Genomic DNA, 20,787 nt, shown 5'->3' with positions numbered 1-20,787 from the left:
CCGCGCTGCGCTCGCAATGACATGGTTTGTAACATCTTTAACTCATCAAGATAAGCACCTTAAAATTTTAGATGCTTTACTGTTAAACCATTATTAATCAACTGCTTTAACGATTCGATACCAATTTTCAGATGCGTTTCAACATATTGCTCACTTACAACGGAATCACTTTCGGCGGTTTTTACACCTTCGGGGATCATTGGTTGGTCTGATACCAGCAGCAGTGCTCCTGTAGGGATCTTGTTGGCGAAGCCGGTTGTGAAAATGGTGGCGGTTTCCATATCTACGGCCATGGCGCGTAAATCTTTCAGGTATTTTTTAAATACTTTATCGTGCTCCCAAACGCGGCGGTTGGTGGTGTAGCAAGTACCAGTCCAGTAATCGCGGCTAAAATCACGAATGGTGGTTGATATTGCTTTTTGCAGGGCAAATGATGGCAATGCAGGCACTTCGGCAGGCATATAGTCGTTAGATGTACCCTCGCCCCTGATTGCCGCTATCGGCAGGATAAGCTCACCTACTGCTATCCTCTTTTTTAAACCTCCGCACTTTCCTAAAAATATCACCGCTTTGGGGTGTATAGCAGTTAAAAGATCCATTACGGTTGCCGCGACAGAGCTGCCCATACCAAAGTTAATAATGGTAATGCCATTAGCAGTAACGCTTTGCATGGGTTTCTCGAGGCCCATTATCGGCGCGTCATCGTTCCATTGGCTAAATAGTTGGATGTACTTTGAGAAGTTGGTAAGGATAATATAATCACCAAAAGCCTCCAGCGGGCGGCCGGTATAGCGCGGCAACCAGTTAGCCACAATTGCCTCTTTTGTCTTCAGCCCCGATTTTACAGGCGACTGCACTTCCTTCACTACCGGTGCATCGGTAGGGTTCTTCTTTGCATTTAATTCTTCGTTCATATTAAATAATTTTTTGTTTTAACCAGTAATGGCAGCCTGTTGGGGCTGCCTTATCAGTTTGCAGGTTTCAGTTTGCAGTTGCCAGTTTGCAGTTATCAGTTTGTAATGCGCAGTTTATAGTAAACTATGAAGTTTGCAGTCACAATGCTTAAGTGTCAACTGCAAACTGCCTACTGTGAACTGATAACTGCCCACTGCCAACTGTCAGATACAACAAACCCCGGCGTTTCACCAGGGTCTGTGTTATTTCAATAAAGATAGCTTCGGGGTTTTACCGGGAGGTTAAGCTACTTTTAATTTTTTCAGATCCGATTTTTCAAATTTCTCGTGGGCGTAATCCAGCGTAATATGCAAGCGTTTCACATCTTTTTTTGATGGGAACTCAAACATGGCGTCAATCATAATGGCCTCACATATTGATCGTAAGCCCCTTGCCCCTAACTTAAACTCCATTGCTTTATCGACAATAAACTCCAGCACTTCGTCTTCAAAATCCAGCTTTACACCTTCATAATCAAACAGTTTTTTGTACTGCTTCAACAGCGAGTTTTTAGGCTCGGTTAATATATTGCGCAGGGCAGCCCTGTCAAGCGGGTTCAAATATGTTAATATAGGCAAACGGCCAATCAGCTCGGGTATCAAACCAAATGATTTCAAATCCTGCGGGGTGATGTACTTGTACAGATTTTTCATATCTATCTCGCCATCATCGCGCTTTAATTTATAACCAACGGTTTGGGTGCGCAGGCGGTTGGCTATCTTACGGTCTATGCCGTCAAACGCACCACCGCAAATAAACAGGATGTTGCTGGTATTCACCGTAATCATTTTTTGATCGGGGTGTTTACGGCCACCCTGGGGTGGTACGTTAACCATCGTACCTTCCAGGATCTTCAACAAAGCCTGTTGTACCCCTTCGCCGGATACATCGCGGGTTATGGAAGCGTTGTCGCTTTTGCGGGCAATTTTATCCACCTCATCGATGTATACAATACCTTTTTCGGCAAGGGTTACATCATAATCGGCAGCCTGTAATAAACGGGTCAGGATGCTTTCCACATCCTCGCCCACATAACCGGCTTCGGTTAATACGGTAGCATCACAAATACAAAACGGAACGTTTAATATTTTTGCCATGGTTTTGGCAAGCAGGGTTTTACCTGTACCTGTTTCGCCAACCATAATGATGTTTGATTTTTCAATCTCAACTTCATCCTTATCAATACGCTGGTTAAGGCGTTTGTAATGGTTATATACGGCTACTGATAATATCTTTTTTGCATCATCCTGACCAATAACATATTGATCGAGGTGAGTTTTGATTTCGTACGGTTTAAGCAAGGCAGGCGCCAGTGGCGACGACTTTACTTTACGCACCTTTAACTCCTCAGCTAATATTTCATTAGCCTGGTTAACGCACTTATCACAGATATGAGCGTCGAGCCCTGCAATCAACATCAGGGAATCCTGTTTACCGGCGCCACAAAATGAGCACCTGATTTCCTTACTGCTTTTATTCATCTGATTCGTTTACTTAATCAAAATTAGTTAATTGGAGCGAGAATTCAAAGTGGTGAGTGGTGAGTAGTGAGCGGTGAGTGGTTGAAAGCCAATATATCAACTTTTAAAACAAAACCATTCACTACTCACCCCTCACTATTCACCAAACAATTATTTTCCTTTATTTCCTCTTAAAATCTCGTCTACCATGCCAAATTCTTTGGCTTCTTCGGCAATCATCCAGTAATCGCGGTCTGATGCATCCCAAACTTTTTCGAATGAGGCACCGCTATGATCGGCAATTATCTGGTACAATTCTTTTTTCAGTTTAGTGATCTCATGGTAAGTAATCTCAATATCTGATTGCTGCCCTTGCGCGCCGCCCGATGGCTGGTGTATCATTACCCTTGCATGTGGCAATGCGGCCCTTTTTCCTTCGGTACCTGCTACTAATAATACAGCGCCCATTGAGGCGGCCATACCTGTACAAATGGTTGCCACATCGTTTGAAATAAACTGCATGGTATCATAAATACCTAAACCTGCATATACCGAGCCACCAGGTGAATTGATATAGATCTGGATATCGCGTTTAGCATCAGCCGATTGTAGAAACAGCAATTGAGCCTGGATAATGTTTGCAATATTTTCATAAATCGCATCGCCAAGGAAAATAATGCGGTCCATCATCAAACGCGAGAACACGTCCATCTGGGCAACATTAAGCTGGCGTTCTTCAATGATATAAGGTGTCATGCCGGTTGGTACCGTAGTGGCAATGCCTTGCGGCATACGGCGGCTATCAAAATTTCCAAGATATTTATCTACAAAGAGGCTGTTAATACGGTGGTGTTTAACAGCGTATTTTCTGAATTCGTTTTTATCGATATTATTACTCATGGTGTTTGTGTATGTTTTATTTTTAGAATGCAGGCATTTTACCTGCGGATAAATATAGTTTTTAGTTGAATACAATTTTAGGAAGATAGTTTGTATAAAGTAAAAAAAAAGCCCCGCCCAACCCTCCCCGGAAGGGAGGACTTTTAAAAGCTATTTTTTTAGTGAAGGTGCACCTATTCTATCCGTCAATGCTGTACCTATTACAAGTAGACTATGTCATTGCGAGCGTAGCGTGGCAATCGCGAACTGTGCATATCCGCTTTGCCTCCTTGCGATTGCTTTGTACCTCGCAATGACATGGTTGGTAGATACGCCAAAAGCAACCTTGTGAGTTGCTTTTGGTGATAATATATCTTCTTAAAGTCTCCCCTTCCAAGGGAGATTTAGAGGGGGCCTATTTCTCAGAAACCAATTTATTGAAATCAGTAAACAGGATGTCTTGTTTATCTAAAGTGATTACACTTTTAATATAATCAAACACCTTTAATGCCTTTACCTCTTCGAATATTTTGTTAGCATTCTCTTTGTTTTGCAGGTATTGCACGGTGTACTGGGCCAATTGCTCTTCAGGGATAGCCTGCGGGCTGTACATTCTGAACTGCTGATCTAACCTTACTTTTGCAAGCGCGAAAACTTCATCGTATTTAATTTCGATTTTGTTATCGGTAATTATTTTGTTCTCGATCAAAGTCCATTTAAGGTTTTGAGCAAAATCATTATAACCGCCTTCCAGCTCTTCTGCAGTCAGTTTTTCGTTAGTAGCTTTTAACCAGCGTTTCAGGAATTCGTCAGGTAAATTAAAGTCAACTTTAGCAATAGCGGCTTTGTAGATATCGTCCTGCAATTTGCGTTCGCTATCCTGCACCATCATTGTTTCAAGCTCTTCGGTAATTTTAGCTGTAAATTCCGCTTCGGTTGTTACTACACCTTCACCAAATAATTTGTCAAAGAACTCCTGGTTTAAATCACCTTCTTCCAACCGGTTAACGTTTTTAACTGTTAATTGGAAGTTTGATTTTAAATCGGCCGCTTCGTCTTCTTCTATCTTTAATAAACCGGCAACCTTGGCTGCGTCGTTATCATAAGCTTTTTGAATATCAAACGTCAATACATCGCCCTTTTTTAAACCAATTAAGGAAGCTTTAATGGCTTCGTCTTTAATTTGGTCTAAACGTACAGATGCTGTATTGCTTATTCCACCCTCAAAAACACTACCATCCGGAGAAAGCTGGACTAATTCGCTGTAAAGAACGTCATCGTCTGCCGATACGTCAGGATTTGTCATTTTGCCATAGCTGCGGCGAATATTTTTGATACGTGAAGCTAATGTTTCGTCATCAACCTTAATTACGTATTGGGTAACTTTATCTGTTGACGAAAAATCAATATTGAATTCAGGGGCTAAGCCCAGTTCATAATTGAACTCAAAATTATCGGCAAAATCCCAGTTATATTCTTTTTCGTTATCAACTTTAGGCAAAGGCTGGCCTAATACGCGCAGGTCCTGCTCTTCAATATATTTAGTTAAGGTATCCTGTAATAAGTTATTGATCTCGTCAACCAAAATACTTTTACCGTACATTCTTTTGATATGTGATGCTGGCACCATGCCTGGGCGAAAACCTGGTAATTTTGCTTTTTTCGCGTTTTCTTTTATCGCTTTATCAACACGTGGCTGATAATCGGCAGGATCGATATTGATCTTAACAACTGCATTCAGGGCATCTACTTTTTCCTGTGTAATATTCATCTTTTTACCGGGTATTTTAATTGATCCATTGAAATGTAGACCGAAAATAAATTGCGGACTATACAAATTTCGAGGCGCAAAAGTATGAATTTATTTTTAATTAAAACCCCTGCCCACAAAGCTTTTGATCCTCAAAAACGATTCTCCATTTACATTAATTTATTCAGCCAAACCACCATATAAGTATACAGCCGAACAAAAACACGAACATAAGGAGGTGTTTCAGCCTGAATCCGTTGCGCAACTTTACTTCTCATAATTTACAATTACTTCGCCACAAATTTCACAAACCGGTTCTTAACCGGCTTAATGGTTTTAACATAGGCATAAATAGCCTCCAGATCGCTTGTTTTTAAACCGGCGTATTTGTACCAGGGCATAATTGACTGGTATTCATGTGGTTTAACACCCATGGGACCTTTGGTACTATCGGCATAAGCCTTAAAGCGGTTTACAAATTGCGCTTTTGTCCAGTTGCCCAGCCCGGTTTCTTTATCAGATGTAATATTTGACGATTTTACGGCGCCATACCCTGGTATCACAAATTCGCGGCCGCCGGCGTATTCCAGCCCTGGTATAATTTTACCTTTATCAACCTTGCTGTGGCATTCCATACACGCAGCCGAGGTAACCAGGTATTCGCCATATTTAAGGGTATCCTTTTCATTTGGGCGCGTGCCTAAACTTGCCTTTTGCGGCATGGTATGTACCAATATATTCAGCGGAAAATCGAGTGTGCTTTTCGGGTAATCTGCTTTTATTGGTTTAAGCGAGCGGATATAGGCTATGATACTGTAAATATCTTCACGATCCATTTTTGAATAATATGGCCAGGGCATCAGCGGAAATATAGCCGAGCCATCTTTTTTAACACCTGTAGTAATGGAACGGAATAGCTCGCCATCTGTCCATCCGCCCAAATTATATGGCGTAATGTTTGGTACATCTACATTGCCCGGGAAACCCACAGCGGCGGTAAACTTTTCGCCGCCTTTACCGTCGGTGCCCTCCAGCATGGGGCCGGCAAATTTTGTCCAGTCGCGGGTAGAGTGGCAATCCATACATAGGGTTACATGATTGGCCAGGTACTTTCCGCGCTCAATGCGTTGCGGCGTGGCTTCTACTTTAATTTCTTCGGGTTTGCCAACATTGGGCAGTGCAAGCGTAATATACGATACGCCTGCAATAACAATTAAAACTACAGCTATTACAAAGTAAGCTGCATACTTTAAAAACTTTTTCATGATAAGATGGCGGTAGGTATTTCAATTTAACATTGGCATCAATCAACTTTTTTTATGCTTGATGCGCCGGATTTATCGTTCTTAACTGTTGCGGGCGAACCTTTATATTCGATTTCGGAGGCGCCACTGGAATGTACGCTCAACGTTTTTAATACATTGATTTTGCAGTTGCTTACACCGGAAGTATTAATGTCGTAATCGCCGACAACAAAATCAAACCCATTTATTTTGGTGGCGCCGCTTGATTCTACGCGATGTGATGCCGCCTGGCCTTTCAGGTTTAATTCGCTCATGCCGCTACTTTCGGTTTTCACATTGGCCGCATTAAGATCGAGGTTAACCTTGGTAGCGCCCGATAAATCGAATTTAAAATCACCGGCGTTTATTTTCCCGTCTGACGAAACTTCAACCGCGCCGGATGCACCTATTTCTTTCAGGTTGCGTACACCAATGGTAATTTCGATATGATCATCACAAAAAGATTTTTTTGATTTGATGCGTAACTCGTCGCCTTCAACCGAGGTTGATACATATTTAAGCAGGTTATCATCGCCGGTGATACTTATTTTAAGCGAGCTGTCCTGTTTTAAAATTACTTTAAAAGCACCGGCAATATCCAGCCTGGTAAACTCTTCGGCCTGGCGGTTTTCGGTAGTCATGTTACCAGAACCACGCACGCAATGAAAGCGGCATGATGAAAATATACTTACAGATGCAATAATGGCAATTAGAGCCGCAATATTCAGGTTAAATTTTTTCATAGTGTTTTGATTTTTATGACGTTGGTTTCGATACGGATGTTACATCAAAATTAAAAAAAGCTACCATATTTTAAATGATAGCTTTTCAGAATATATGATGGACTTTTGCAAAAGTTACTGATGCTTATATAATTACAAACCGGCTAACTCGTTTTCGTTTTTGGCAGATGTGATACCGGTTAATTTATCAGTATAAGTAGCGGCAGTAAAGTTGTTGTTATTAACGCTTGATTGCAGATTGTGGTTAAGGGTATAAACCTCGGTTGTACCGGCAAGCTCAATTTTAGCGTTGTTGCTTACATTTACATTGGTATTATAAGTATCCAAATCTAATTTAGCGGTAGCATTGTTGTGCAGGTTAACATCCAGATCAATGGCAGATAGTTTACCGAATGATTTAACTTCGGCGTTATCATAAGCGCTGATGGCGCACAGGTCATTTGCAGTAACCCAAACCACTAATTTTTCGTTGCTGTATGATGCAATGCGCAGCACCCCTTTTGAGCTTTGTACCAATGCACCGGATGCATAATATTTGTTGTAAACCTTAACCTGATCGGCAGTGCCGGCAGATACATAAAGCTCAACATTACCGCGAACTTCGATTTTGTTGATGTTGCTTACATCGGTTAATACGGTAGCAACATTTTGAGTATTTTTTGTAGATGCAAAAGTTGAGTTTGATAAACCAGCTACTAAAACTAATGAAGCGGCGATGGTAAATAATGTAGTTTTCATGATATTAATATTTTGATTGTCAAGTAATTGTATTGTGTTATTTTTAAATACACCAATAAGACGCCACCATTTTTAAAACGTTACAGCCGTTTTGGGTGAATTAGATGTACACCCGGTTTTTATCGGCGAACACCGTGAAATCATCGGTGAATGGGGGGCATAGTATCAAGTAGTAAGTATCAAGTATCAAGTAGTAAGTATCAAGTAGTAAGTATCAAGTAGTAAGTATCAAGTATCAAGATTTTTTGACTTTCGGATCAACCGGGGCTTGCAGCTGTCTTGATACTTGCGACTTGATACTTGATACTATTTTGCAGCGGTCTTGATACTTGATACTATTTTGCAGCGGTCTTGATACTTGCTACTTGATACTTGATACTTGCTATTGGATACTATTCTAAGTCTCCCCAAAACAAAAAAAGCCATCATATATAAATGATAGCTTCCTGTAGTAATATATGATGGACTTTTGCAAAAGTCTTGAGAGATTAGATGCCCACTAAGTCGTTGTTTTGTTTGGCGGGGCTGTTGGTTACTTTATCGGTGTAGGCCTGGGCTACAAATTTGTTATTGTTTACACTCGATTGGGTATTATGGTTTAAAGTATATACTTCGGCAGTGCCTGATAATTCAATTCTTGATTTATCGCTTGTGTTTACGTTAGCAGTATAAACATCCAGTTTCAAATTGGCGGTGGCGTTGTTATGCAGGTTAACTTCCAGTTCGATGGCAGATAGGTTACCGAATGATTTAACCTCGGCATTGTCATAAGCGCTGATAGCCGCCAGATCATTTGCTGTTACCCAAACCACTAATTTTTCGTTGCTGTATGATGTAATGCGCAATACACCTTTTGAGCTTTGTACCAGGGCGCTTTCGGCATAATACTTATTGTAAACCTTCACCTGGTCGGTTGCTCCGGCCGATACGTAAAGCTCAACGTTACCACGAATTTCGATTTTGTTGATGTTGCTTACGTCGGTTAATACGGTGGCAACAGTTTGGGTATTTTTTGTAGATGCAAAGGTTGAATTTGATAAACCAGCTACTAAAACTAATGAAGCGGCGATGGTGATTAATGTAGTTTTCATGATATTAATATTTTGATTGTCAAGTGATTGTATATTGTAATTTTTAAATACACCAATAAGACTCCCTCATTTTTGAAACGTTACAGCCATTTCGGGTGAATTAGATGTAGGCCGGTTTTTTGTCGGTAAACGAGGGATTAAAGCCGGTGAAAGAGGGAATAAAATTTAGCGTTTACTGCGCTATTATCGCCAGTCGGCACAAAAAAAGAGAATCGACGGCAAAACTATCTGCCATTCAAAGTTTATGAACTGGGTAGTGTCGTGTCAACGACAAATTGACGGATAGTCTTTAGCCTTAAGTTCTAAGCCAAAAAAAGAAAAAAATAACTTTAGACTTACTACTATTGACTTAACAGTAATTACCTGATATAAATATCGTTAACGCCTTGAAGAGTATTGGTAAATCAGATTGCAGAGATCCAGGACAACCGCAATTACCATTATTTAAAGTTGTACAACAATTATTTAACTTAAAAAGTAATTTATTTCAATTATTATTGAATATCTTCGCCGGATAGTTAAATATTAAAAAACAAAAACTTAAACCTGCAAAAGATGAGAAAAATCAAAAGCATTCTTTTATTAACACTTGCCGTTGGCATAATTACGTTAAACTCCTGCTCCAAAGACAAAGATAACGCTGTTATTTCTACAACAATCACGGCCAGCATCGACGGAACAGCTACAACTTTTAATAACGCGTTTGCCCTAACCGGCACTGTAGGCGGCACAAAATTCACAAACGTACAAGGTACATCATCAAGTAAAGCGGTGTTATCTATAACTATGAACGGCACTATAACCGCTGGTAAAACTTACACCTCGACAGCTACTGCTATAAGTGACAGGGCCTCACTTTTATATGCGCCCAACGACACTGACGACTATTTAAACGACGATAGCAATAGCGCCAAAATAGTAACCGTAACTGTAACATCTATCAGCTCGACTAATATACAGGGGACATTTAAAGGTAACGTTACCGCAGGTTCCGGTAAAGTTAAAGCTATTACCGATGGTAAATTCAATGTTGCTATAACCAACAAATAACAACTTCTGCATCAAAATAAAAGAGGCTGTCCTATCCCGGGCAGCCTCTTTTATTTTTTATCATGTTAGTCGATTACAACTTACATCTTTTCATAAAATTTGTAAAACGTATCCGGTTTTTTAAACTGCTGGTCTTCCTGGTTGCCCATACATCCATTTTTGAATTTTTATTGTTGAATTTTGCCTTCAATAAAACTATCTTGCTGCCTCAAACCAATTCAGGCCTATGAAACGCAGAAACTTTGTGCAAAGCTCGATGCTGGCAGGCGCATCATTATTGAGTACCGGCGTATTAAACGCTGCTACGCTTACCGGCTGTGCCGATCCGGCAGGCGTGGCAACCGCCGCCGCCGATAAGCCTTTCAATCTTAATTATGGCATTCACGATGGCATGTTTAAAAATCACGCCGGCGATAATTTTGTGGAGCAGATAAAATTTGCCTACGATAAAGGCTTCCGCTCTATTGAGGATAATGGCATGAGCCACCGTACCGAAGATGAGCAGAAAAAAATTGGCGATACGCTGGCTAAACTGGGCATGGCTATGGGCGTGTTCGTTCAGCCGGGTTTGGGTAACGACAGCAACATGCTGGCATCGGGCAAGGCCGACCAGGTGGAGAAATTTATAGCATCGTGTAAACAAGCAGTTGAAATAGCCAAACGCATCAACAGCAAACTGGTAACTGTTGTACCCGGCGATTTTGCGCGCAACCTGCCCATTGGCGTACAAACCGGCAATGTAATAGAAGCTATTAAAAAAGGCACCGCCATTTTAGAACCCCACGGAGTTATTATGGTGCTGGAGCCATTAAGCGACAACCCCGACCTTTTCCTGCGTACACCCGACCAGGCTTATGCTATTTGCAAGGCCGTAGGCAGCCCATCATGCAAAATATTGTATGATATGTACCATGTACAGCGCAACCAGGGCAACATTATCCCTACCCTCGATTTGGTTTACGACGAAATTGGTTACTACCAAATTGGCGATAACCCCGGTCGTAAAGAACCCGGCACCGGCGAAGTAAACTATAAAAATATTTTTAAACACATTTATAACAAAGGCTATCGTGGTGTTTTAGGCATGGAACATGGCACCGCCGGCCAGGGCAAAGAAGGCGAGCTGGCTTTAATAAAAGCTTACAGGGAAGCGGATAGTTTTATGTAGCATTCCGTTGTTATTATATAAATTACTACCTCGCAAATTATATAGAGTCTATTAATTTTACGTATATCCTTTTATCAAATAGAAAATCATTGAGTTGGCTTTAAGCTTTGTGCATTCTGCTTTTGGCTTCTATATATTACCCTTATCACAATAAATGAAATTTAAACTAACCCTGCTGTTGTTTTTTGTATCCGGCGCCGCATTTGCACAGGACAGCCTGTATGCGCGTAAACTGGTAGATACCCTTACTTCGCCCTACTTTTGGGGTCGTGGTTATACCCGTGATGGTGTACACAAAGCGGCGGCATTTATATCGGCACAGTTTAAAAGCTATGGGGTAAAACCAATGGCAGGCAAAAATTACCTGCAGGAGTTTAGTTACCCGGTTAATATTTTCGCCGGCAAAATGGATGTGACCATCAACGGGACCAGGCTTGTTCCGGGTAAGGAATTTATTGTGAGCCCCGATAGCCGTGGCGTAACGGCAACCGGCAAACTGGAACAAACAGACAGCACACACTTTGTGGACAGGCAAAACCGGGTCATTGTTTCTTTAGAGGATAAACTAACCTGGTCGGTTGAAGGTAAGGCGCTGGATTTTACCGCGATTCAGGTTGATAAAAAGGCGCTGAAACAGGCACCCTCTTCGTTAACGGTAGCTATAGAAAATAAACTCGTCCCCGATTTTAAAACAGCCAATATTTGTGGAGTAGTAAAGGGAACGGTTAAGCCCGATTCGATGATCGTGATTACCGCTCATTATGATCATTTGGGCGGCATGGGCAGCGATACCTATTTCCCCGGCGCCAACGATAATGCCAGCGGGCTAACGCAAATGCTGAGCCTGGCCAAATATTACGCGGCACACCCACAGCCCTATACCATGGCCTTTATAGCTTTTTCGGGTGAGGAAGCCGGCCTGCTGGGCTCAAAATATTTTACCGAAAACCCTCTGATAGATCTAAAGAAGGTCCGTTTTTTGATTAACCTTGATTTAAATGGCACTGGTATTGAAGGAATAACGGTTGTAAACGCCACCGTTTATCCGCAGGAGTTTGCTGCCATGCAACAGATAAATAACGATAACCACTATTTTGTTAAAGTAGCCAAACGAGGCAAAGCTGCCAATAGCGATCATTATTTATTTACCGAAAAAGGAGTACCGGCATTTTTTATCTACACCATGGGCGGCATAAGAGCTTATCACGATGTATTTGATATCAGCGCCACGCTACCCTTAAATAAATATAAAGACCTGTTTGGGCTTATTGTTAAATTCAACAGTTCGCTGATGCAAAACGCCAGGCCCTAATACCGCAACAAAGAATATTTTACCGGTACGCTCATTTTGCCGGGAACAATTACTTTTACCTGCCGGTATTTTTCAGATAAACAAATCACTCGCCTTATGCTGCGCAATAATCACCTCCCGGTATTTGGCTAACAAGGCCGATTTGGATACAAAACCGATAAACAGGCCATCCTTTGCTACCGGAAGCTGCCATACATCAATGGCATCAAAAGTTTCCATTACGCTGCTGGCGGGTTGTTCGTAATCAATTATAGTTGGTGGCACTATCATAATATCGGCGATAATATTATCAGCTATTTCCTGGTTAAACAGGCGGCGGCGTATGTCGTCAACCAAAACCACTCCTTCCAGTTTCCCATCCTCTTTAAGTACGGGGAATATATTGGCATCGGTTACAGCTAATATTTTATAAAAATCATTAACCGTTGTTTGCCTATCAACAGCTGTATATTTTTTGTTGATTATACTATCCATCTCGATAGCATTTAACATGCTATAATCCTGCCCCGGATGGATGTTTTTATCATGAATAAGGTGGTGCCAGTAAATATTATGCGGCGACGACAGTCGTGAGATAATGTAGGATATGGATGACACAATCATGAGCGGGATAAACAAAACATAACCGCCTGTAATTTCGGCAATCAAAAATATAGCGGTAAGCGGGGCATGCATTACGCCGCTTAAAGCACCGGCCATTCCTACGGCTATAAAATTAACGGTATTTAAATGTACCAGGCCCGTAAGATTAACCCCATAAGCCACGGCCAACCCTAAAAACGCGCCGGTAAACATGGTAGGCGCAAACGAGCCGCCATTACCGCCGGCGCCAAGGGTGATACCACTTGCTATAATTTTCATAAAAACAAGCGCCACTATAAACACCAGCATTAACCATTGATTTGACAGCCAGCCGGCAAATAGCGATTCGTTTTTAAGTGCATCAATATTGCCATTTAAAATAGCCTGCAGGTAATGGTAGCCTTCGCCAAATAATTGGGGAAACACCATAATAATAAGGCCCAAAAACAGCCCTCCTAAAAGCGCCCGCACATACCTGTTTTGCTTTTTCAGTATGCCGCCCTCCAGCTTACCCCCTACTTTATTAATGTATATGGCTATCCAGCCGCTAAGCAAGCCAAGCACAATATAAAAAGGAATGGCAGTAACCACCCAGCCTTCGGTAACCAGGTGAAACAGTTGCCCCGAGTATAATAACTTTGAAACTACCACCCCCGTTGCCGATGCTATGAGTAAAGGAATAAACGTGGGAATGGTAATCTCGCCTATCAAAATCTCTAAAGAAAACAGCACCCCGGCAATAGGGCTGTTAAATACAGCCGCTATCCCTGCCGATGCCCCGGCAGCCAGTAATACCGTTTTTTCATAAGGGGTAAGCTTAAAAAACTTGCCAACGTTTGATCCTATGGCCGCGCCTGTGGCTACAATAGGGGCCTCTAACCCGGCCGAACCGCCAAAGCCTACAGTTAACGAGCTGGTTACAATATGCGAGTAAATGTTATTGAGCCGGATGTTCGACCGGTTCTTTTTAATATTGGCCAGGATACTGCCTATCCCCTTTTGAATTTTGTCGCGGTTGCCTAAGTGCTGCCAGGTTACAGCTAAAAAGATACCCAGTGCTGGCAAAAAAACATAGGCTATGTGATAATAAAGGTGCGATGAGATATTGCGGCTTATATCCTCCATAAAGTGCACCAGGAATTTTAAGGCTATTGCAGCCAGGCCGCCGAAAAAGCCAACAAACACACTGCAATAAATTAAAAAGTTCCGTTGGCTATTACGCCTGAGTCGCCATCGGTTTATTTTATAGGAGATTGCTTTTAACACGAATTTCACGAATTAGGTCGAATTAACACCAATTCCACCACACACTGCAAGTTATAAAATTTGATAGTCATTCGTTAAAATTCAAGCTATTTATAAGATTCGCACTTCATTAATTCGTGTCTATTCGATTCAATTCGTGCAATTCGTGTATAAAATTCGTGCAATTCGTGTGTATATTTGCCCATGATTTCTTCGCAAAGATACGATCAAAGGGGTGTATCTGCCTCTAAAGATGATGTACATAATGCCATTAAAAACATTGATAAGGGCATTTTCCCAAAAGCTTTCTGCAAAATAATACCCGATATACTAACCGGCGACGATACCTATTGCAATATAATGCATGCCGATGGCGCAGGCACAAAATCGTCGTTGGCTTATACTTACTGGAAAGAAACCGGCGATATATCGGTATGGCGCGGCATTGCACAGGATGCCATTATCATGAACCTTGATGATTTGCTTTGCGTAGGCGCTACGGATAACATCCTGCTATCATCAACCATCGGCCGCAATAAAAACCTGATACCCGGCGAGGTTATTGCAGCCATTATAAACGGCACCGAAGAAATTTTAAGCGAACTGCGCGATGCGGGTATAGGCATTTACTCTACCGGCGGCGAAACCGCTGATGTAGGCGACCTGGTACGCACTATTATTGTAGACTCCACCGTAACCTGCCGCATGAAGCGCGAAGATGTAATATCCAACCACCGCATTCAGCCGGGCGACGTTATTGTTGGGCTTGCATCATACGGACAAGCCAATTACGAAAAAGAATATAACGGCGGTATGGGCTCAAACGGACTTACATCTGCCCGTCATGATGTGTTTAACAAAACCATAGCCGATAAATATCCCGAAAGTTATGACGCCGCTATCCCATATGATCTTATCTTCAGCGGCAGTAAAAACCTTACCGACCTGGTTAATATTGGCAACGACCAAACCATTACCGCAGGCAAACTGGTATTAAGCGCTACACGCACCTACGCACCTATCATCAAAGCCATGCTTGATAAATACCGCAGCCAGATTAATGGCATGGTACATTGCAGCGGCGGAGCGCAAACCAAGGTGCTGCACTTTATTGATGAGCTGCATATCGTAAAAGATAACCTGTTCCCTGTCCCTCCCCTGTTCAGGCTTATTCAGCAGGAATCAAAAACCAGCTGGCAGGAGATGTATAAAGTATTCAACATGGGGCACCGGATGGAGCTTTATGTGCCTGCCGCGATAGCAGATGATTTGATTGCTATCTCCAAAAGTTTTGGTGTGGATGCACAGATCATTGGCCGGGTAGAAAAAGCCGACACCAAAAAAGTGACCGTAACATCGGAGTTTGGGGTGTTTGAGTATGAATAATCGGGAGCCAGGCTTATGTTAAGGATTCTTTCTACATTCTCACCGTTAAGTTTATGGATGTGTTTTTGGCTGGGATTGTTAAAACGTACAAAACCTCACGATACAAAAAACGGCCCTATATATAGGGCCGTTTTTTTATGCAGTTACCAATTAGTATTTTAGCACATAACCAATCCCGGCTATCCCTGTTAAAAATTCATTGTACGATCCGGATAATGTAAGTCCATCATAAGTGAAGTACATATCCGCCTCAACAAAACTACCTGCAACCATATATGAATTCTGTCCAGGGCCTACATCATAAAATACAGCTGTAGCCGTACTTGAAGGGCCTTGATTGCCATCATAATATGTCTGCCTGGTATCATACATATAAAACCGCACACTTCTATCTAAAACCTTGGGTATGGTACATGCCGCATCCGAAAAGAAATCCACATAAATATCTTCCTGCTGATATGTTCTGAATTGTGAGTATTCCGAATCTGTTATTACGCGCCTCACTCTTGCATACAGCCCACTGAAATACATATAGTTAACGCCGGCTATATCGCCAGCCGAAAGTTGATACCGCTGTTGATAAAACTCGCTTCCATCAAGCCTGGTCATTTGAAGGGCTGGATTGTTATTTATTCTGGCCTCGGGCACATCAGATGGATACAACATAATAGAATTAAAATCAAAAGTACCTGTCTGATAACCGGTGCCCCATGCGTAAACCTGGTATTGTGGCGCCCAATCAGAGTTTATATTATTATAATTTACGTTAATATAAAGGTCTCTATCAGCCCGGGTTTGCTCGTGCATCAGGCCAACAGTATGGCCAATTTCATGAAGTACGCCGCCAAAATCAACATTATTTATTAGCCTGATTTCTTGAGGTCCACCAATCATACCTATTTGCGAAGAGCCTGCGCCCTGTGACGGCACTCCCTGAAACACTACGTAATTGGGCTGGTTAGTACGCGGAATAAGCTGAATCTGCGTATGCGAATTCCAGTAAGAAATAGCCTGATTAATAGTAGCCTGGTTTATCGGGTTATTTACAATGTAATAAACTTTGCCACCTGGCCATAACAAATTAAAGTTAGCCGTAAAGGTGCTACGGTTTTTAATAATACTTTGGATTGATAATTTTTTTGAGGAACTATGATCCCGGATATATTTTAACTGGTTTGCCGATAATACAATATCCCCGTCAAAAATATATTCATTATTTACCTTTTGTAAAACCACGGTAGAGCCATCGTTCATATAATAAGTGATCCGCTCACCAATACCGGCCGGGTAAGCCTGCGGAATAATTACCTGTTTGGTTGTTTTATCAGCAGCATCATTTAAAGCTGATTTTTTCAGTCCATCTTTTTTACATGAACCTAAAACGAAGATTAACAATACGAAAGAAACCCAAAGGGAGAGATGTTTTTTTGTTTTCATTTGATAAGATTTAAGTAACTAATAATTATTAGCAATTTAACTATATATTATAAATAACAAATAAAAACATTATAAATTTAATGTAAACAAAAAATAAGATCAATAAGGGTTTGATACTTTGTTTACCACAAGTATTATTAGTTAAATCCGTTGATACTAACCGCGCTGATCATAAACCGTGCAAAAGCAGTATTTTACGGGAGATAAATACGTTTTTCCATAAAACAAGAAAGGCTACGTCATCAAAAATACGGCCTTACTTGTTTTACAAAAGAACTTAAATTTAAAACTGTATAAAACACAAAACCCGGCCTAATTGGCCGGGTTTTGTGTTTTATACTTAGGTGTATTTAGTTAAATATATAACGTAAGCCTAACTGGGCCTGCCAGCGTGAAACTTGCGAAACACCGTTACCAAATGTTGAGGTAAGCGGTATTTGGTTTGAGTTATCCAGGTAAGGGAAAGAGAATAATGGTTTTCCGTTATTTGGATCGCTTGCATCAGCAGCATTTTTGTAAATACCTTTGTATGAAAGAAGAGTTGTACGGTTAACAAATTTAAAGTTACCCCATGCACTGTTCAGGAAGTTACCAAGGTTGATGATGTTAAATTCAAACTGCAGTGTATTTTTAACTTTGCCGGTTGTTGCATACAAATCCTGTGTAAAGTTGAAGTTAACCAGGTGGAAGTAAGGAAGCGTCAGTCCATTACGTTTTGAGTATTGGCCTTTGTGTTTGCTCAGGTATGGATCCTGGTTAATGTAGTTACTTAACTGTGCATAGAGCGCACCACCAGTCTCAGAACCGTTAGGGTTTAACAGGGTTTTTGTACCGGTACGTAAATCCGCAGCATTATCAGCTATCAAAACGATATCAGCAGAAGATTTAGGAATGTAAATCAAGTCGTTAGTTGTTTGACCATCACCATTCATATCACCATTGTAAACGTATGATGCAACACCATTATTAGCGGCCTCGTAGGTTAAACCGATAGAGGTAGTTAAGTGTTTGATATAATCTTTACGGTACGAGAACGAAGCAATAACACGGTTAGGCTGATAGAAGTTAGCGTAAGAAGTTACGTTATCATTCGGATCGCCTGATACAGAACGATCTCTCCAGGTTGATTGCGCGATAGAACCACCGTCATTCACAGTACGTGCATCAGAGTGGGTATAGGCAATGTTGAAGTAAAGTTCTTTCCAGGTGCGTTGTAACTGGCCGGTAACGCTGTAAGTATAACCTTTGCTACTGTTTTTAAGCAATATCGCATCGGTAATATTAGGGTTAGCGGCGGTGTTGCCACCCTGCGCGGCAGGAATAGATGGATAAACAGTAGTTCCGCTGTAACGGATACGATTATCCGGTCCGTTAAATGCTGTACCAGCAGTCGGCAATGCTAAGTTAACAAAGTATACCGAGTTGATATCTTTTGAGTAGATACCTTCAATTGTACCAATAATACCGAATGGTAGTTTTTGATCAACCGCTAAGTTAGCTCTGAAGTTTGATGGCAACTTAAAGTTTTTATCAGTAACAACCAGGTTGTATGATGTGTTTGCCGCAGCGCCTGTTGGCCTGTTAGCATTAACATTGGGGTTAAAAGCCAAACGTGGATCGGTTGCTAATACACCGCCCGAACCCGGCGAGATACTGTACGAACCAAACTGCACACCATTATTACTTGCCTGGTTTGATATATATACATAAGGAACCGGGCCTGCAAATACACCTACACCACCACGTAACTGTGTGGTAGATTCGCCGGTAACATCCCAGTTAAAACCAACCCTTGGTGATAATTGTATCCTGGTTTTGGGAAATTGAGCAGTATTGATCTGGTAACCATCTCTGAACAGCGTTAAATTGGCAGCATTGCTGTTAAACTGGCTATCAGTATTATAAACCGGCATATCAACGCGCACACCATATGTTAACTTAAAATTGTCATTAACATTCCATTTATCCTGTGCGTAAACACTGGCTGTATATGATTTAACAATTGCAAATGGGAACGATCCATCTGGCAAAGCCGAGTAACGGAAATCGTAACGGGTTGCGGTAGTAGCGCCATTGTTGGCAGAATCATAAAAATCCTGCAAGCTTTTAAAACGGTATCCTCCATAATAGTTAGGCGCAAAACCGTTTTTGAACTTGTTTGATTCGTAAGCCACTCCTAAGTTAAATTCGTGCTTACCTGCATAAATAGTAAAGTTATCAGACAGCTGGAAAGTATTGGTATTTAATACGTTATTAGCTGTAAATGGCTCATAACCAAAAGAGGTCATGGTAGTTCCTGAGGGGTTCTGAATATCAACCAATGGGAAACTACCACCCCCTGGTGAAGCACGGAAATCACGCAGGGCCTGGTAACCAACAGTTAATTTGTTAGCGAACTTTGAACCGATACGGGTATTCAATTCGGCAATACCTATGTTAAAGTTATTGTTGATGGTGTAGTATGAAGAGAAGAAAGGCAGACCTTCTGAACTTGCGCTACGGCCAGGTGAAGGTGAACCAGAGCCACTCGGCGGCACATCACGAAAAGATTTCAAATAAAAATATTTAACTGATAATGTATTATTTTTATCGATGTTCCAATCTAATTTGGCGGCTATTTTATCGGATTGGGTGCGCAGTTGGTAATTTTCAAAAGCACCGGCATCGTAACCATATTTGGTTTTCAAAAATTCCTTAAGCGTATTTAGGTCATTATAAGTTGCTCTTGAAATGCTTCCAACACCACCTGTCTGCCCGTCACGAGCCGCAGTAAGGGAAGTAGCCGGATCTTTTATTCTTTCCTGCTCACCCGATACGAAGAAGAACAATTTATTTTTGATGATAGGGCCCCCTAAGCTAATACCACGTTGGCTATAATTAATCGTTGGTTTTAAAACAGTAGCAGTTCCCGCATCTAAACCCACCAACCCAGCAGAACGTTTGTAATAGTAAACGCTTCCTTTAAATTCGTTTGTACCAGATTTGGTTACAGTATTGATACCAGTACCTGCAAAACGGCCCTGGGTAACGTCAAACGGAGATACAGAAACCTGGATCTGCTCAATTGCATCTAACGAAATTGGTTGCGAGTTGGCCTGACCTCCTAATGAGTTAGCTAAACCAAATGAATTATTAAACAAAGCACCGTCAACAGTTAAATTGTTACCGTTACCGTTACGACCGCCAAATGAACCATTACCAGCAGCGGTAGGTGTTAATTTGGTATAATCTGATATCGACCTGGTAATAGTAGGTAAACGGTCAATTTGTGCCCTGGTAACCACTTCCTGCGAACCGGTACGTGAGTTATTAATTACTTTGTTTTGGGTGCCAGATATTACAACCTCCTTAAGTTCTGTATTGTTAGGAGCTATTTTGGCATTTACTTTAAAATCCTCACCCAAAGAAAGCGTAATGTTGTTCTGAACATAAGGATTATACCCGATGAACCTGAAACTAATGGTGTAAGGGCCACCAACGCGGATGTTTGGCAAGTTGAACCTGCCATCGCCACGACTTACAGTAGCATAGTTTGTACCGGTTGGCGTATGTATCGCGGTGATGGTTACACCCGGTAATGGTAATCCCTTTTCGTCAACTACTGTTCCGGACATGCTACTGGTGGTAACATTTTGCGCAGAAGCAAAGCTGAAGGTTAAAAGGGAAAAAATGAATAAAAGAAGGTAATGCTTCCTCATAAATTGCTTTT

15 protein-coding genes are annotated in these 20,787 nt (G+C 41.5%); 4 read left to right on the top strand and 11 right to left on the bottom strand.

The window, feature by feature from the left end:
* Nucleotides 1-59: 59 nt before the first annotated feature.
* From AC1DXF_RS17455 to AC1DXF_RS17420, 8 genes are all read right to left on the bottom strand, one after another.
* Nucleotides 60-914 carry an AMP nucleosidase gene (locus tag AC1DXF_RS17455; protein WP_147059034.1) on the bottom strand — a complete coding sequence of 285 codons (855 nt, stop codon included), beginning with the start codon at nucleotides 912-914 and terminating at the stop codon, nucleotides 60-62.
* Between the two features lie 282 nt (nucleotides 915-1,196).
* The gene (gene clpX / locus AC1DXF_RS17450; RefSeq protein ID WP_477450004.1) at nucleotides 1,197-2,435 is read right to left on the bottom strand and encodes an ATP-dependent Clp protease ATP-binding subunit ClpX; all 1,239 of its coding nucleotides are present in this window, start codon (nucleotides 2,433-2,435) and stop codon (nucleotides 1,197-1,199) included.
* A 150-nt stretch (nucleotides 2,436-2,585) separates the two neighbouring features.
* Nucleotides 2,586-3,314: an ATP-dependent Clp protease proteolytic subunit gene (locus AC1DXF_RS17445; protein ID WP_090649479.1), complete on the bottom strand. Its 729-nt coding sequence runs from the start codon at nucleotides 3,312-3,314 to the stop codon at nucleotides 2,586-2,588.
* 394 nt (nucleotides 3,315-3,708) lie between these two features.
* The gene (tig, locus tag AC1DXF_RS17440; RefSeq protein WP_477450003.1) at nucleotides 3,709-5,064 is read right to left on the bottom strand and encodes a trigger factor; all 1,356 of its coding nucleotides are present in this window, start codon (nucleotides 5,062-5,064) and stop codon (nucleotides 3,709-3,711) included.
* Nucleotides 5,065-5,330: 266 nt separating this feature from the next.
* Nucleotides 5,331-6,308, bottom strand: a complete 978-nt coding sequence (locus AC1DXF_RS17435) for a c-type cytochrome (RefSeq protein WP_477450002.1) — start codon at nucleotides 6,306-6,308, stop codon at nucleotides 5,331-5,333.
* Between the two features lie 38 nt (nucleotides 6,309-6,346).
* A complete protein-coding gene (locus tag AC1DXF_RS17430) occupies nucleotides 6,347-7,069 on the bottom strand; it encodes a head GIN domain-containing protein (RefSeq protein ID WP_477450001.1) in 723 nt (240 codons plus the stop codon).
* 132 nt (nucleotides 7,070-7,201) lie between these two features.
* Nucleotides 7,202-7,807 carry a GIN domain-containing protein gene (locus AC1DXF_RS17425; RefSeq protein WP_477450000.1) on the bottom strand — a complete coding sequence of 202 codons (606 nt, stop codon included), beginning with the start codon at nucleotides 7,805-7,807 and terminating at the stop codon, nucleotides 7,202-7,204.
* A 488-nt stretch (nucleotides 7,808-8,295) separates the two neighbouring features.
* Nucleotides 8,296-8,898, bottom strand: a complete 603-nt coding sequence (locus tag AC1DXF_RS17420; protein WP_477449999.1) for a GIN domain-containing protein — start codon at nucleotides 8,896-8,898, stop codon at nucleotides 8,296-8,298.
* A gap of 555 nt (nucleotides 8,899-9,453) precedes the next feature.
* On the opposite strand from AC1DXF_RS17420, the gene AC1DXF_RS17415 reads away from it, so the two are divergent.
* The 3 genes from AC1DXF_RS17415 (at nucleotide 9,454) to AC1DXF_RS17405 (ending at nucleotide 12,428) form a co-directional block, all read left to right on the top strand.
* Nucleotides 9,454-9,948, top strand: coding sequence for a hypothetical protein (locus tag AC1DXF_RS17415; protein WP_477449998.1), 495 nt, complete (start codon nucleotides 9,454-9,456; stop codon nucleotides 9,946-9,948).
* Between the two features lie 226 nt (nucleotides 9,949-10,174).
* Nucleotides 10,175-11,116, top strand: a complete 942-nt coding sequence (locus tag AC1DXF_RS17410) for a hydroxypyruvate isomerase family protein (protein WP_477449997.1) — start codon at nucleotides 10,175-10,177, stop codon at nucleotides 11,114-11,116.
* A 154-nt stretch (nucleotides 11,117-11,270) separates the two neighbouring features.
* Nucleotides 11,271-12,428: a M28 family metallopeptidase gene (locus AC1DXF_RS17405; RefSeq protein ID WP_477449996.1), complete on the top strand. Its 1,158-nt coding sequence runs from the start codon at nucleotides 11,271-11,273 to the stop codon at nucleotides 12,426-12,428.
* A gap of 72 nt (nucleotides 12,429-12,500) precedes the next feature.
* On the opposite strand, the gene AC1DXF_RS17400 is transcribed toward AC1DXF_RS17405, so the two are convergent.
* Nucleotides 12,501-14,195: a chloride channel protein gene (locus tag AC1DXF_RS17400; RefSeq protein ID WP_477449995.1), complete on the bottom strand. Its 1,695-nt coding sequence runs from the start codon at nucleotides 14,193-14,195 to the stop codon at nucleotides 12,501-12,503.
* A 264-nt stretch (nucleotides 14,196-14,459) separates the two neighbouring features.
* On the opposite strand from AC1DXF_RS17400, the gene AC1DXF_RS17395 reads away from it, so the two are divergent.
* Complete coding sequence (locus AC1DXF_RS17395; RefSeq protein WP_477449994.1) at nucleotides 14,460-15,641, top strand: AIR synthase related protein; 1,182 nt, start codon at nucleotides 14,460-14,462, stop codon at nucleotides 15,639-15,641.
* A 150-nt stretch (nucleotides 15,642-15,791) separates the two neighbouring features.
* Here AC1DXF_RS17395 and AC1DXF_RS17390 read toward each other — a convergent pair whose 3' ends face one another.
* Complete coding sequence (locus tag AC1DXF_RS17390) at nucleotides 15,792-17,078, bottom strand: M12 family metallopeptidase (RefSeq protein ID WP_477449993.1); 1,287 nt, start codon at nucleotides 17,076-17,078, stop codon at nucleotides 15,792-15,794.
* A gap of 350 nt (nucleotides 17,079-17,428) precedes the next feature.
* The gene (locus tag AC1DXF_RS17385; protein WP_477449992.1) at nucleotides 17,429-20,776 is read right to left on the bottom strand and encodes a TonB-dependent receptor; all 3,348 of its coding nucleotides are present in this window, start codon (nucleotides 20,774-20,776) and stop codon (nucleotides 17,429-17,431) included.
* Between the last annotated feature and the right edge of the window lie 11 nt (nucleotides 20,777-20,787).

This window comes from Mucilaginibacter sp. P2_A5, from assembly GCF_056404995.1.
Note: the sequence above shows the minus strand (reverse complement) of the source record. Positions and strands in the feature narration are given on the sequence as shown.

Excerpts from the sequence above, each read along its gene's own strand:
- AC1DXF_RS17455 (WP_147059034.1), bottom strand. The coding sequence starts at position 914 with ATGAACGAAGAATTAAATGCAAAGAAGAACCCTACCGATGCACCGGTA.
- clpX (WP_477450004.1), bottom strand. The coding sequence starts at position 2,435 with ATGAATAAAAGCAGTAAGGAAATCAGGTGCTCATTTTGTGGCGCCGGT.
- AC1DXF_RS17445 (WP_090649479.1), bottom strand. The coding sequence starts at position 3,314 with ATGAGTAATAATATCGATAAAAACGAATTCAGAAAATACGCTGTTAAA.
- tig (WP_477450003.1), bottom strand. The coding sequence starts at position 5,064 with ATGAATATTACACAGGAAAAAGTAGATGCCCTGAATGCAGTTGTTAAG.
- AC1DXF_RS17435 (WP_477450002.1), bottom strand. The coding sequence starts at position 6,308 with ATGAAAAAGTTTTTAAAGTATGCAGCTTACTTTGTAATAGCTGTAGTT.
- AC1DXF_RS17430 (WP_477450001.1), bottom strand. The coding sequence starts at position 7,069 with ATGAAAAAATTTAACCTGAATATTGCGGCTCTAATTGCCATTATTGCA.
- AC1DXF_RS17425 (WP_477450000.1), bottom strand. The coding sequence starts at position 7,807 with ATGAAAACTACATTATTTACCATCGCCGCTTCATTAGTTTTAGTAGCT.
- AC1DXF_RS17420 (WP_477449999.1), bottom strand. The coding sequence starts at position 8,898 with ATGAAAACTACATTAATCACCATCGCCGCTTCATTAGTTTTAGTAGCT.
- AC1DXF_RS17415 (WP_477449998.1), top strand. The coding sequence starts at position 9,454 with ATGAGAAAAATCAAAAGCATTCTTTTATTAACACTTGCCGTTGGCATA.
- AC1DXF_RS17410 (WP_477449997.1), top strand. The coding sequence starts at position 10,175 with ATGAAACGCAGAAACTTTGTGCAAAGCTCGATGCTGGCAGGCGCATCA.
- AC1DXF_RS17405 (WP_477449996.1), top strand. The coding sequence starts at position 11,271 with ATGAAATTTAAACTAACCCTGCTGTTGTTTTTTGTATCCGGCGCCGCA.
- AC1DXF_RS17395 (WP_477449994.1), top strand. The coding sequence starts at position 14,460 with ATGATTTCTTCGCAAAGATACGATCAAAGGGGTGTATCTGCCTCTAAA.
- AC1DXF_RS17390 (WP_477449993.1), bottom strand. The coding sequence starts at position 17,078 with ATGAAAACAAAAAAACATCTCTCCCTTTGGGTTTCTTTCGTATTGTTA.
- AC1DXF_RS17385 (WP_477449992.1), bottom strand. The coding sequence starts at position 20,776 with ATGAGGAAGCATTACCTTCTTTTATTCATTTTTTCCCTTTTAACCTTC.